Source organism: Polaromonas sp. P1_F4 (assembly GCF_056405675.1).
In genome coordinates this window covers 1-12,941 of record NZ_JBFUBP010000016.1, presented here as the reverse complement: position 1 = coordinate 12,941, position 12,941 = coordinate 1, and the positions used below count along the sequence as shown (strand labels likewise).

Sequence of the window (12,941 nt, the reverse complement as noted above, 5' to 3'; positions counted from 1 at the left end):
CCGTGAATGTCTCTAAAAATCTTCCATTTTCAGCACGAGGGGATTTTCAGGCGTGTAGCTCACGCCCGCCACAACCAGATCAGCGGCCCGGGCGTGAATCATTTCAGCATCCTGTTCATACGCTTTCTTCAGGGAATCCGGCCCAGGCATGGCGCCGAAAAACTCCTCCATTGCCTCGCGCGAAATCCTGACGGGAATGGTGCTACCCGCGTACGACAAGCCAAAACTGAGCCACTCGCCGTGGTCCTCGACATTCAGTGATCCCATGTTTCTCCTCCGGAATTAGGCTTCCAGAATAGCGGAGCTCTTGTTGCWCGTACAGCCCGTCCGGCGCCGCCCAGCCCCAGGAAAACCACTATCGCGCTGACAACGGTATGAAAAAGGCCCCTAAAAGCGGCCTCCGGAAAGAAAAATAGCCTAGAGGGATGAGCCTCTAAGCTATTGAAATCACTTAAGAAAGTGGTGCGGCTGGCAGGAATTGAACCCACGACCCCTTGGTTCGTAGCCAAGTACTCTATCCAACTGAGCTACAGCCGCTAAGCCTCAAATTATAGCTTATTTAAATGGTAGGGCGTGAGTGACTTGAACACTCGACCAAAGGATTATGAGTCCGTAATCCTTGATTGTAGCTGGATACTTTTGGACAATCAATCACAAAGAATGAGCCAATCTCCAATGAAAGAGCGTACAACAACATCCAACAACATCCAGTCGCATCGCTGCTATTTCTGGCAAAATTCTGGCAATGAAATCATTTTCCGCACCCACTTTCTCACTTGCCGAGAAAAATGGGACTCTGGAAGTAGGGAAATTTAAAACGGTCACCAAGATTTCTCCATCTGGATCGTTGCAGGTACGCAAGCAGTCGAATACTGCAATCTCATTCTTCTGGAGATACAGCATCGGCACGAAGAGTGAACGAATCTCCATCGGCACATTCGATCCCAATGCTCCACCAAAAAGCCTAAGTCGGACACCAAAAGGATTTTCCCTAGCCGCAGCCGTAAGAGCTGCCGAAAGCCTCGCCCAAGAACATTATTCAAACAAATCAATTGGCGGGAGACCCGCACTCGAAGCAGCCAAAAAAGCTGAGGCAGCCAGGCGCGAGCTAGAAGCCTCGCGCGCCGAGAAGAACACCCTCAAGGTAATGCTTGATAGCTACAGTGATTTTCTTGAGTCCTTGGGGCGATCGTCCCACAAAGAGACCCGGGCACTATTCGAAAAACATGTTTATGAGCCCTGGCCACGGCTCTCCATCTCTCCTGCGAACCAACTGTCCACAGAATTATTTACGGACATCATTCGCAGGATCGCCAAAAGTGGAAAGGGGCGGACTGCCAACAAAGTCAGGAGCTACATTCACGCGGCCTATCAAGTAGCGCTAGGCTCTCGATCCAAGGCTAGTATTCCAGAGCATTTCAAAGATTTTGGCATCACATCCAATCCTGCGGCTTTCACAACCGCAGACGAGACGCAAAATCGAGCGGACAAAAATCCACTTTCAATTTCTGAGCTGCGAGCCTATTGGAAGAATATCAAAGACGCAGCCGGTTTTCGTGGAGCAGTCCTTAGACTGCATATGCTGACTGGAGGTCAACGTATTGCACAGCTGGCGAGGCTTCGCACTAAAGATTCAGGGTCAACCATGATCAAACTCTTCGATACGAAGGGGCGACCTGGGAAAGCCGCAAGGGAACATTTGATTCCGCTAATACCGACTGCGGCTCACGCCTTAGCCGAGTGCAATCCAGTAGGGGAATACGCGCTATCAACAGATGGTGGCAAAACTCACATCGCCGGCACCACTCTTAGTAAGTGGGCTAAAGAACATGGGAGTGATATCCCTAACTTCAGCGCCAAGAGGATTCGCTCAGGTATAGAAACGGCACTTGCTGCAAAGGGAATAAGTATGGATGACCGAGGTCACTTGCAGTCGCACGGAATTTCTGGGGTGCAGTCCCGTCACTATGACGGGTACGATTACGCCAAAGAAAAAACGCGGGCGCTGAAGACGTTATTAGCTCTTCTCGAGAGTCCACGAAACTCAAACCATTAACTAAAGAAGAACGAATGGCAACAGAGCTAGAGGCTTTGCTAGAAGCGAGTGCGGCAACCCGAAAGCCACGCGATTGGGTTCACTGGCAGCAACAAGATGTAGTAGGTCTGAAACATGCGGCGCTTTTGACGTTGGGAATCCAACCACAAAAAAACCTAATGGATGTGGACTCCCAAACAGTTGTAGACATCCTTGGCGGTGTAGTAGCTAAAGAATACCGAAGACGTTTCCAGATACTACGCTCTAAGTATGGCAGAGATCCTTATTTGCCCCAAGAAGCAAGAGTTGGCGAGGACGATCCGATCGTCAGTTTAGAAAACCTTCTTAGCTTTGGCAAGGCAGTGGGGTGGGACACGCTAAATGAGCTCGATATTGCAGTAAACGGTAAGCCTACCGTCGGGCATATCGTTAACACCAGCGAAGAGAAAAAGGGTGAGGGCTACGCCCGGGTCAGGCTCGGGGGTTTGCTGTTGCTCATAGAAGAATGGGCGAAAACGGGTCGGATACCGGACTCACATCAACTGCTAAAGGGTGGCACTAACCTCAATTTTTTACAGTTGAGCCACCGGGTTGAAGCAAAACTGCTCGAAGTCACAAAATCCGAGACACCCGAGACCGGACTCCAAGCGACAACGATAGGGAGAGAGTATGGGAAAGCGGTCAAGCACTTACGGTCATCACAGCCAACATAACAATCTTCTTGAAAATTGCTCTTAGATTTTTGTAAGTTGGCCATTTCCTGAAATTTCGCCTTACATTTTTGACCACCACAGCTCCAATACATCTAGGTCGACCTAACACAGTCCGACGGGACTTTTTAGACCATTTGAATTGGAGTAATCGTGAAACCAATAACAGGCGAAAATTTGCTGCGCATCAAAGCAGCCATGGCGCGTACCGGCCATACCCGTAGCACGTTCTACAACCGCATCAGAGCGGGTGCCATACCTCCCGGCGTTCCCATAGGGCCGCGCTGTAAGGCATGGCCAGAATCAGAAATCGAAGCATATGTGCGCATGTGCATTGATACACGAGATGCGGCGATCAAACGCATGCAGGGCGGCGCATGATGTCTATCTCGCCCAACCACCAATCATCGGGGAATCCACCATGTCCAGCAAGCCCACTTGACTTGTTAACCACGGTACCTCACGGTATTACGTTCGTACGAGTCAAGATGAAAAGCCAGCTGCCATTGGTACGTTCCGTGCTGACCCATCAGTTGCTGCATGCGGATGACAAAAGAATTGGCCTCCAATTTCCACTAGTCAAAAAATTGTGGTCGCTCTACGCCGGCTCCGAGCGGCAGCAGGAATATGCCAAAGCCAACCATGCGGCCGTAGGAATGCCGCCACCAGGCGTAGATCATCAGTTCAGATCGTTCGGAACGCGCGGCAACTATGACTGGTGCAGCACGGAGGGGCTGCCGCAGTTGCTATCGCTAATCAAGGCATCCAACGCCATTGAAACGCCATGCTGGTACACGATCTCCCAGATCATTAACGACTCGAGCAAGGTGATGCAGGTAGAGGCCCTTGTGCGGCTTCGCTCTGCAGCCAAAACTGCTGGCGTCTATGTGCTGGTATTTCTCACGAGCGATGAGGACGCCGAAACAACACATTTCAACGAAATGTGCGATGAGTATCTGGAAGTGGAAGAGTGCGAACCTGACATGAACTATAACGCGGCATTCTCAATTGACTGCTATGGTCTTCGCGATCTCAACGCACTTGGCATTGGCAAAACTTTGTGCAACGTCCGCTATGAGGGGATGGCCGTGAAACACACGTACGCGCCCTTCGTTGYGGCTGACTTTAAGACCCGCGCGATGTGGACTCTGCGTGGCATGGGATTGAGCTTCTCGGAGATTGGTGCCAAAGTAGATTTAGATAAATCCAATGTGCTTCGCAAGCTGGCCAAGCTTCCACGGCCTCGCCTCGTCAAGGTGGCCGATGACTGGCTAGAGTCTTTGGGAGACTATCTTGAGGCAGGCATCGCCAAGTCCACTGAAAAAAAGTCTCAAGACGAGGACGACGACATTGAGGAGGATGAAGAAGACATGTAAGGCCATAGGAGGTATTGCGGTGCGTCCGCTTCACGCAACTGCCGCAATCTGCGCAACGGCTGGTACGCACTAGCTGTAACGGCTAATTTGACGATATGCGCCGTTAACCACCGTGCCGCCCCACCCCGCCATGTTCACCAAGTCCTTTCATGAAACCCAATACCAAACCCTGCCCAGCAAGGGATTCCAATCTGCGCCTAAAGCCAACCGTCATCCACGGTCATGACCGTATCACCCTGTGGCTCGACCTCCCCGAGCTGCCGATTGCCAAAGAGCTTCTGGAGCGGCACTGCGCCGCCCTCACCGTAAAGCCCGAGCAAATGGAGTTCAACTCCCGCTGGAAGCTGCTGCTGGACGTCCATCAGCCCAGCATGGAGTTTTTGCGACTGCTGAAAACGGCGATCGGTCATGACATTTCGGTACTGATAACCTACATCGAAGTTGCGTGTGATATACCGGCCAAAAACAAAACCCTGGCTCTGCTGTGGCGTAACACTTTTTTGGCGGCTGCACGCGTGTGCTACCAGCGCCAGCCGATGGTCCGTTACCTCACGGCCTGCTATTACGGCAGGCGCACTCACAAGGGCGTGCGGCGTCGCCACGTGCAAGCGCTCTACGCCGACCGCCCTAGCAAGCTGAATAATGCGCGGCCATCCGACGACGCCCTACCCTGCTTGCACATCGAATGGCGTGCCAGTGGCTCTGCGGCGCTGGTGCAGATTGGGGTTGTCTCGCTGACCGACCTGATCAAGTTCGATCACCGCCGCTTCTGGTCCGAGCACTTGCGTATGTACCAGTTGCCACGCAAGACCGATTTGGGACGCCTTCTGGCAGCCGCTGGCGGCGCGGATACCGCTGTCAGCGGCAGTGCCCTGCGCAAGCGCGCGGAGCGCTGGCAAGAACGGCACTCCATCAAGGGCAAATTCGTGCTCCACAACGCCCTTCTGGAATGTCCGGAGCTGAAGCGGCGCTTGCCGGAAGTGCCGTTCTGGGACTGGTTGCAAGTCACGCTAAACGACTGAGCCCTTACCACGAGCGCGCGCCGAGAGCCTTAAAACGCGCCCCTCCTCACTGATATAGAAGTCAATTGTTTCAATCAGTCGACGCGTCCATAGCCCTTGAAAAAGCCGAAAACATCGGTTTTTGTCGATGTTTATCGCATTGCAGGGCACATGCATCAGTCAAAACACACCTCAAAAAGCGCAACCCTAGACGCCACGCTGTCACCGCGCAGAAGCGTCTGGTTTTGCAAACCACCACCAAATAAACGGTATTTAATGCCCATCCTCACTTCATCACCGACCGCAACAGACCGCATCGCCAAAACCACTGCACAGCGCGTAGAAGTGCTTGCCAGCCCTGGCAGCGGCAAGACCTACACGCTACTGCGCCGTATCGAGCATCTCGTAGCCAGTGGCGTGCCGGGCCGGCATATTCTGGTATTGAGCTTCTCAACGGCGTCCGTGCGTGAACTACGCCGTCGCCGGGACGAACTACGCACTGTGGACACGTCAGCTCAAAAACCGACGGCTACGGCGAAAATACAAACTGCAGCCAAAGCCGCGGATTTGTCAGCCATCACAGTCGATACGGCACACGCCTTTGCCCTTAGCTTGCTACGCAAACGCCTGCCTGGCCTTGTCGTGCTGTCAGACCGTTGCGCTTTGGGCTTGTTGGTCAAGGCTGTGAAACGCGCTGCCCTGGATTGCAACGCCGGAAAGTTGTGGATCAAGCCCAGCATCTCGAAATCAACGCGTAAGCACCGGCTCGAATTGCTTCAGCAACTTGCTGAACCGGCAACGGTTAGGCTCTTGCTGCGTCTCTTCACCGTGGCCCATGCAGCGCAAACACCGGTCTCCGCTACCGTCCAGACTCAAGCGTTCAGCCAGCTCCAACCGTTTGCGGACGTACTCCGCGCCGTTGACCGCCGCTACCTTGCGTTTAAAAGAAGGTCCGCCGCCATCGACTACGGCGACATGCTGACGCAAGCCATTGATGTCATTCACCAGCGGCCTGCCGCAGTGCCGTACACGCACATCCTGGTGGATGAATACCAAGACTGCAGCGCGGCCCAAACCCAGCTACTGGCAGCCGTAGCCAAGCTGCCCCAGCGCCAGATCATGGTGTTCGGCGACCCGTACCAAGCCATATTTGGCTTCGCCGGTTCTTCGTACACGCCGTTGGCCCAAGTGCTGGCGGACGTTCGAAATCTGTCGCTACCCGTGTCCCGACGGCTGACTGTCCCGGTAGCGGCGCTGGCTTCGGCGGTGGCCGAACACGGACCGGGCAATGCCATCGTCGCGAAACGGCCAGGTCCGAAGCCGGTGCTGTTGGTGGACTCGGGTCTGACGGAGCAGATTCGACGAACCGTCAGCGATATTCAACGGCTTATACGCGGTGGCGTCGCTCCACATCAAATTGCGGTGTTGGCCCGTACGCGCGCGCAACTGGGGCCGGTCGAGCAAACGCTGCTGGCCGCCGGTATCCAGACGCAGCGGCTAGGCACTACACGGCACGTCCAGCATGCGCTGTGCGCTCTACGCCTAGTCAAGTTGGTAGAACGGTCGGTGCGAACCGGTATCGCCATCAGCGCTGAAGCAGTGCGTGCTGCATTTCCGCGCTTGGAATCAGAATCCAAATCGGAAGCAGATGAGTGGATGTGGCAGCGAGAAGCGCGAGTTCTTTCTAAGGTCGTGCGCATCCGGTCACGTGACGGCCGATACAGGCTTTGTGCCTCAGCATACCTACGGCTGCTGGGCGGCGTGCGCGCCAATGCAGAAATACGTGCCGACGTGAATCGCTGGGAGCCGGCATGCCGGGCTTACGGCAACGCCCAAGATATGACGACGGCTATTCGCGCAATGCAGCCGACGGCGGTGGTAACCGGGACCATCCATGCGGCCAAGGGCCGGGAATGGGAGCATGTCTTGGTAATGGGCGTCACAGATGGCTTGCTGCCGCTGTATCTGTCCCGGGACCAGGAATCTTTGGCCGAAGAGCGCCGATTGCTGTACGTAGCCATCACGCGAGCGCGCGAGACGTTGCGGCTTTACCATGCGCCGGCGAACCATGCACGCAGCCGGCAGCGGTTCGAAAAAGCCAGCCGACTCATGAATGCTTCACTATCCGCCGGGCTGCTGCACTTGGTACGCGAGCCAAATGTCGCGCAATAAACGGCTGCCCCGATAGTCCCGCTGGGACAGCATGCGTAACCGTTAACTAATTTATGGCTACTTCACTACGCTGGAAAACCATGGCCACCACACATAATGGCTCGTCGCAGCCGAAACAGCGAAAAGCGACCACCGCCAAAACCTCCTACCGCCGCAGCCCATATCGCGAGAACACACGCGTTATCCGCGTTCCAGAGTCGTTGTTGCCACGTGTACACCGACTCCTCGCGGAATGCAAACAAGACGTTGCAGACTCTATCTGCTTAGATTGATAATTACGGCCGCAACCCAGTCACTGGCAGCATGCCGCGTGATGGACGTGAGACTTCAAGACCTTCAGCGACCCTCGAGCGCTGTAACCAAGCTTCAAATGCGAATTTCTGGCGTCTCCTCCAATTAGAGGAGGACAGACAGAATTTCTCGGTATTGAATGAGGAAAGGACCCAAAAATGGCCTCCTTACGCCGCTTTTACCTACCAACGCTGCTGTCTTTAGCCGCCCTATTGCCGTGTCCGGCTGCATACGCGCAGTACTGGCCTGCGCGCAGAATGCTAGCGGCAGTGCAGACGCCCATGATCGTTGGCAAGAAAGACGGGGTGGAGGTTGCTCGCTTTCAGCGCGCCTGGGTAGAACGAGCCGTCACGGTTCTCGACCGCATGGCACCAGAATACGGCATCGCAACACCGGAGCTTTTTGTAAACAAAGCCTCTGCGGGGCCCAATGCCTTCGTGACCATCGCCGATGGCAAGACGCCGATCATGGCCATTAACACCGACATGCTGCGTATGGTCGGCGACAGCGACGACATGATGGCCGCAGTTATCGGCCATGAGCTTGGGCACCTTAAAGCGCAGCATCTAACACGCGGAGCGGAGTCCGCTGCCGCTGTCAACTTGATTGGCCTGCTGCTCGGTGCGGCGGTAGATGTGAGTCAGGCCAAGAAAGGGCGCGACACTCAGGGCTTGGGAACTGCCATCGGTGGTGTAGGCGCTGGACTGATCACGGCAAAGTTCTCCCGTGATCAGGAACGCGAAGCAGATGAGCTGGGCATTAAAGCCATGGCACGGGCCGGCTACGATCCGTCTTCGGTTCCTATGCTTTGGCGCCGCATGAGCGCTCTCGGTCCATCATCAGGTCTATGGATGGATTCGCATCCGTCTGCCGGCGAACGAGAGATTGCGATGAGCGCTCTCGCCAGCTCACTGCAATCGACCTACGCGGCAAACCGACTTGCGCCATCAAATAATCCGGCCGGCGACGATCCGTATCCACAATCGCGCTACGCGAATTTTGACCCACTCACGGACGATGTTGTAACGCAGAACGCGTACCAAAAAGGCCGTACCGCTTACCAGGCAAAACGATTTTCAGATGCTGTACCCTTCCTCACAGAAGCAGCGGAAAACGGCGACGAACGGGCAATGACGCTTATGGCTGGAATTTTGCAAGGTGGCCTTGACGGTAGGCCGGCTGATTCGAACCGCTCGTACTCGTATCTCAAGGCCGCGGCCGAGAAAGGATTTGGCCCTGCAATTGGTAGTCTTGGCTCCATCACCCTTACCGGCAAGGGCGTGCCAAAGGACCTGGCGGAGGCCCGAAAACTACTACTGCTAGCAGACAAGCGCAATTATCCAAGGGCGACCGCGCTGCTGGGCATGATGTACATCGACGGTAATGGGGTCACCAAAGACCCGATCCTCGCCAGACGTTACGCCGAGAAGGCGGCACAGGGTGGCGATGCGCTTGGTCGCGCTCTGTTTGGCGCTCTGCTACGAGATGGTTTGGGCGGGAGCGCAGAGCCAGATCGCGGATTTCAGCTTCTTGTGCAAACCGCACCCAGTTTGCCGTGGGCCAGTTATCAACTGGGCATCGCCTATGAAAGAGGTGTAGGTACCGCGATGGATCGAGACAAAGCGATCAGCGCGTATCAAGCGGCCGCAAACGGTGGCGTAGCTGCAGCGACCAACAAATTAAATGCCCTAGCGCGGAAATGATTCCCGAAGAGAACTAGTCGACGTTGCGGCAGCTCTGGAAAAACTTCAGCGTTGCAGCAATCGGCTGGAAAGTCATCGTAGTATTGCGGCAACGAGCCAGCGCCAAAAACTAGTGCGTTAACTACGAAACTGAGTCACATGTATTCAAGGAAAGGAAGGCATGACTGACGCACACATCGCCGCAATCATCAGCGCGACCGCAGGTATAACTGGCGTCCTCCTCGGTAATTCGTTCGTTGCCGTCAAAGAGTGGTGGAAAGACAGCAAAAAAGATGAACGAGACAGCGCTTATCTTGCCATCCTCGTCGTCTCTCATCTGGATCGCTTTGCGAATAGATGCGGACACGTCGCACTTGACGATGGCACGTCAGAAGGGGAACCCGCCGGGAGAAACCGCGAGTACCACCAAGTGACAGTGAATGCACCGGAATTCTTGCCACTAGAAATCAAGGTTGAGTGGAAGGTCCTGCCGAAGGACCTGATGTACGACATCTTGCAGATTCCAGACAAGCGCGAGCACATCGAGAATCAACTATCTGGTGTCTGGGAGTTTGATGAACCTCCCGATTACACTGATTTTTTCTGGACTCGACAGCGCAGCTACGCTGAGCTGGGGCTGCACGTGTCTGCTATTGCAAAAAGACTACGTATGTATGCCGATATGCCCATCGAGGCGTCGCCGCCAGGCGATTGGAATCGCGAGGTCTCCATGCAGGAGGTCATCGATAAAATCGGTGCGAAAAGAGCAGCTAACGAGAAGCGAGTTGGTGAGTCGTTCGTTGACATGTCCTAATCGGAGCGCAAGCATCAGTCCCCGAATAACTTCGCCTCCAGTTCAGCCCTTGTCGGTACCTTCGCTGCTTCGATCATGCGAGTGAGAACACTTCTAAGCAACATGTATGACTCATGCAGCTCTTGCGGGCCATGGCTTGGTTGCCCATGCGCTGCAGCCGAACGCGCATCATAAAGCTTTGCGACCCGCTTCTGTTCAGCCGCGCGGCCCGGGCCGCGCGGCACCATGTATGCGGCTAGATTCGAAGAGACGCGAAAGCGTAGCTCCGATTTTTCGAAACTGAAAAAAGCTTCTAAAGCACCCCACACGGCAACCATGACCATCGCGCTGTTTGGTATGAACTGCCCGATCAAATACACATCCATCGCCAACTTAAACTCAGCGCTGCTCTCCATCAAGTCGAGGGCTGTCTCCCAGTGCCGTTTAACCCAGTCAATGCGCCCTTCTATTCCAGCCGTGTCGATGAACCCAAAGTCGAAATACCTAGGCAAGACCTCGATCGGTGCCGATGCGTTGATATCGGTAAAGTTAGGCAGGTCCGTGAACGGGACTGTCGCTGCGACCGCAAGGCGGATGTCTGGATGAACGTACAACCTGAGCAGACCGACAATCGACTTGGCAATCTCGTATCGCGTGACCTTCTTGCGAGAGTACGTGGTCGGGATGTGGAGCTGTGCCTCAACGTCGTAGGAAAATCCGGAGGAGGTGGGAATCCACGGTGACGGGTGATGAGCGCCAGGTTGAGATGGCCGATTCATAGCCAACATCGGATGAGACATAACGTGAACGTACGTCTGCGAGATCGTCACGTCCTTACCGAGAAGAATCGTGGTTCCGTTCGTGAGCTTTATGCCGCACAGGCCAGCATAGATCGGGTGTTTATCGTCGTCCATCCGGTGAACTGTACTTGACGACTATCACAGCAGACTAGGTATTTTTCGTCTTGCTATTGGCCGAATGTACTTAGCCAGCGTCGCATTCGACTTGTGGCCGGTCTGTTCCCGGATTTGCCACGGCTGTAAACCGGCCACTGCGGCCTGCGTGCAGTAGCCGGCCCTCAAGCTATGGCCGCTAACTTTCTCCGCATCGCCGCCAACACGCGACACCGAAGCCTTTACCACCAGCGCAACCGACTGCGCAGACAAGCCATGCCGTGCAACGCGGCCATGGCGGTCAACGGCTCTAAATACAAACCCCTCTTTGATTTCAGATAGTTCCAGCCATTGCGCCAGCGCGCGCACTGGACAGCGACTGCCGTTGGCATTCGGAATAAACACCGTGCGGCCTTGGCCCTCTTGGTCGGTTTTACTGAACGGCAAAAATACCTCCATGCCATGATCCAGGTAAGTGAGATGGTCCATACGGATGGCTACCAGCTCACTGCGCCTGAACGCACCAGCAAAACCCAGTAGCAGCAAAGCTCTGTCGCGTGCAGCTTTGAGTGGCTGTTGCTGGTCAATCAGCACCAGGGTTTCCAACAGCACATCGCGGACCATGGGCGCGACTTGCCGCTGCCGCGTCCCAAACGTTCGCCGGATGCCCTGCATGGTGCACTTGACGGCGGCATCGAGCATTGGGGATATGGCGGAAATTTCCTGGTGCGCCTTGTGGATAGCGATCAGCCGGCGTTCAAGGGTGGCGATGGAAAGTTTTCCAGCGAATTGGGCCAGGTATTCCACGATTTGCGTCGGGGTGGCCGGTACGGTTCCGCCGCTGGCTTGGAAATGTCGGATGTCACTGGCATACGCGCGGACGGTGGCGCTGGACTGTGCGGCAGCGATATATCCGCCAGCCATGGCCGAAAAGCCGTCCAAAACGCCGTTTGGCGGTGTTTTTGAGCTGCCGGCAAGTCCGGTGCTGGCTGCAGCGCTGGAACCGGCTGCGGTGTCGACTGGATCGGCTGGAATTTCTGAAAAATGGTCGGATTTTTTGGTCATTTTTGGGGCCTGTCTGGCTGTCGGTAATGGAGTGTTATCACTACCCAGAAAGTTGAAGAAAAACCCCCATCGCCGCAGGCTCACGCACGGCCAAGTAGGCGCGAGCGGACGTAAAAATCCACCGCACTGTCGAGGCACGAAAAATCAAACGAATATGGGGGGGTACGGAGAGACCGTCTGGCGGCTAAGCGCTAGCACGGTTGGTGATCAGCAGCGTGGACGCCGCATCTCACCGGCAGGCAGGTTGCGGAGAGAAATTCTCTGGTCGCCCTGCCCTACACCTGGCTGTGACGGAGAAATTCACGGCCAGATATTTTGTAAGTGTGCGAGGTTTTTCAACTGAAGGCAAGACGCCGGGAATTTTCGCTCCAACCCATCCTTACGCCGTCGCGGCATTTTCGAAAGGAATGAAACCTGCAACGTCTGCGACATTTCACGTCTTTTCGATGCAAGCAACATCGCTTGGCACTCGCGCCCCTCATCTAAGGACCTCAAAGCTAACGCATCAGATTGTTAGCGGCCGCGAAGAAGTGACGGCATAAATTCCTTCAGTAATTGAACCGTGTTTTCTATTTAACGTGACCCGGCTGCGCGACCGAGTTTTAGGGCAGATTTGCTTGATTACCCGGGTCAATCACGTTGAAAATATTCGCCTTCAGTGGATCACTTTTTCACGAAAAATCATGCCCGTGTTGAATTCCGTCGAAATCTGATCCACTTAGCGCAGTAATTTCCATCCAAAACTGACCCACGTAGGCACTACTCTGCTTGTTTTAAAAGCAGGGGGAAATTAGGAGTGATAGACGTGGCGACATTGAATGTCATCAGACGTTGGGCATTGCGGGATCAGATGTCCATCCGCGAGATCTCAAGGCGTACAGGCCTGGCTCGCAACACCGTGAAGAAGCACCTGCGATCAGAGG

12 protein-coding genes and 1 tRNA gene are annotated in these 12,941 nt (G+C 54.9%); 9 read left to right on the top strand and 4 right to left on the bottom strand.

Translation table 11 applies throughout. The features are described from left to right. Positions 1-12: 12 nt before the first annotated feature. Entirely contained in the window at positions 13-267 is a 255-nt protein-coding gene (locus AC1DYQ_RS21915) for a hypothetical protein (RefSeq protein ID WP_477688570.1), read from the bottom strand. Positions 268-460: 193 nt separating this feature from the next. Beyond that, positions 461-537, bottom strand: a tRNA-Arg gene (locus AC1DYQ_RS21910). Positions 538-745: 208 nt separating this feature from the next. On the opposite strand from AC1DYQ_RS21910, the gene AC1DYQ_RS21905 reads away from it, so the two are divergent. The 8 genes from AC1DYQ_RS21905 (at position 746) to AC1DYQ_RS21870 (ending at position 10,081) form a co-directional block, all read left to right on the top strand. Next, positions 746-2,056 (top strand): tyrosine-type recombinase/integrase, encoded by a 1,311-nt coding sequence (locus AC1DYQ_RS21905; protein ID WP_477688569.1) that lies wholly within the window; start codon positions 746-748, stop codon positions 2,054-2,056. 14 nt (positions 2,057-2,070) lie between these two features. After that, positions 2,071-2,748 carry a hypothetical protein gene (locus tag AC1DYQ_RS21900; RefSeq protein WP_477688568.1) on the top strand — a complete coding sequence of 226 codons (678 nt, stop codon included), beginning with the start codon at positions 2,071-2,073 and terminating at the stop codon, positions 2,746-2,748. Between the two features lie 150 nt (positions 2,749-2,898). Next, entirely contained in the window at positions 2,899-3,126 is a 228-nt protein-coding gene (locus AC1DYQ_RS21895; RefSeq protein ID WP_477688567.1) for a helix-turn-helix transcriptional regulator, read from the top strand. A 107-nt stretch (positions 3,127-3,233) separates the two neighbouring features. After that, the gene (locus AC1DYQ_RS21890; protein ID WP_477688566.1) at positions 3,234-4,121 is read left to right on the top strand and encodes a hypothetical protein; all 888 of its coding nucleotides are present in this window, start codon (positions 3,234-3,236) and stop codon (positions 4,119-4,121) included. A gap of 149 nt (positions 4,122-4,270) precedes the next feature. Next, positions 4,271-5,143, top strand: coding sequence for a hypothetical protein (locus AC1DYQ_RS21885; RefSeq protein WP_477688565.1), 873 nt, complete (start codon positions 4,271-4,273; stop codon positions 5,141-5,143). A gap of 96 nt (positions 5,144-5,239) precedes the next feature. Next, positions 5,240-7,294 (top strand): UvrD-helicase domain-containing protein, encoded by a 2,055-nt coding sequence (locus tag AC1DYQ_RS21880; protein WP_477688564.1) that lies wholly within the window; start codon positions 5,240-5,242, stop codon positions 7,292-7,294. Positions 7,295-7,866: 572 nt separating this feature from the next. Further along, complete coding sequence (locus AC1DYQ_RS21875) at positions 7,867-9,288, top strand: sel1 repeat family protein (protein ID WP_477688563.1); 1,422 nt, start codon at positions 7,867-7,869, stop codon at positions 9,286-9,288. 160 nt (positions 9,289-9,448) lie between these two features. Beyond that, the gene (locus AC1DYQ_RS21870; protein ID WP_477688562.1) at positions 9,449-10,081 is read left to right on the top strand and encodes a hypothetical protein; all 633 of its coding nucleotides are present in this window, start codon (positions 9,449-9,451) and stop codon (positions 10,079-10,081) included. Positions 10,082-10,095: 14 nt separating this feature from the next. On the opposite strand, the gene AC1DYQ_RS21865 is transcribed toward AC1DYQ_RS21870, so the two are convergent. Next, on the bottom strand, positions 10,096-10,974 hold the full coding sequence (locus tag AC1DYQ_RS21865) for a hypothetical protein (RefSeq protein ID WP_477688561.1): 879 nt from the start codon (positions 10,972-10,974) through the stop codon (positions 10,096-10,098). Positions 10,975-10,998: 24 nt separating this feature from the next. Then, on the bottom strand, positions 10,999-12,018 hold the full coding sequence (locus tag AC1DYQ_RS21860) for a site-specific integrase (RefSeq protein ID WP_477688560.1): 1,020 nt from the start codon (positions 12,016-12,018) through the stop codon (positions 10,999-11,001). Between the two features lie 796 nt (positions 12,019-12,814). Between AC1DYQ_RS21860 and AC1DYQ_RS21855 the strand changes: the two genes are divergently transcribed. Then, positions 12,815-12,941: winged helix-turn-helix transcriptional regulator (locus AC1DYQ_RS21855; RefSeq protein WP_477688647.1), on the top strand; the 127-nt coding region annotated here is incomplete at its 3' end.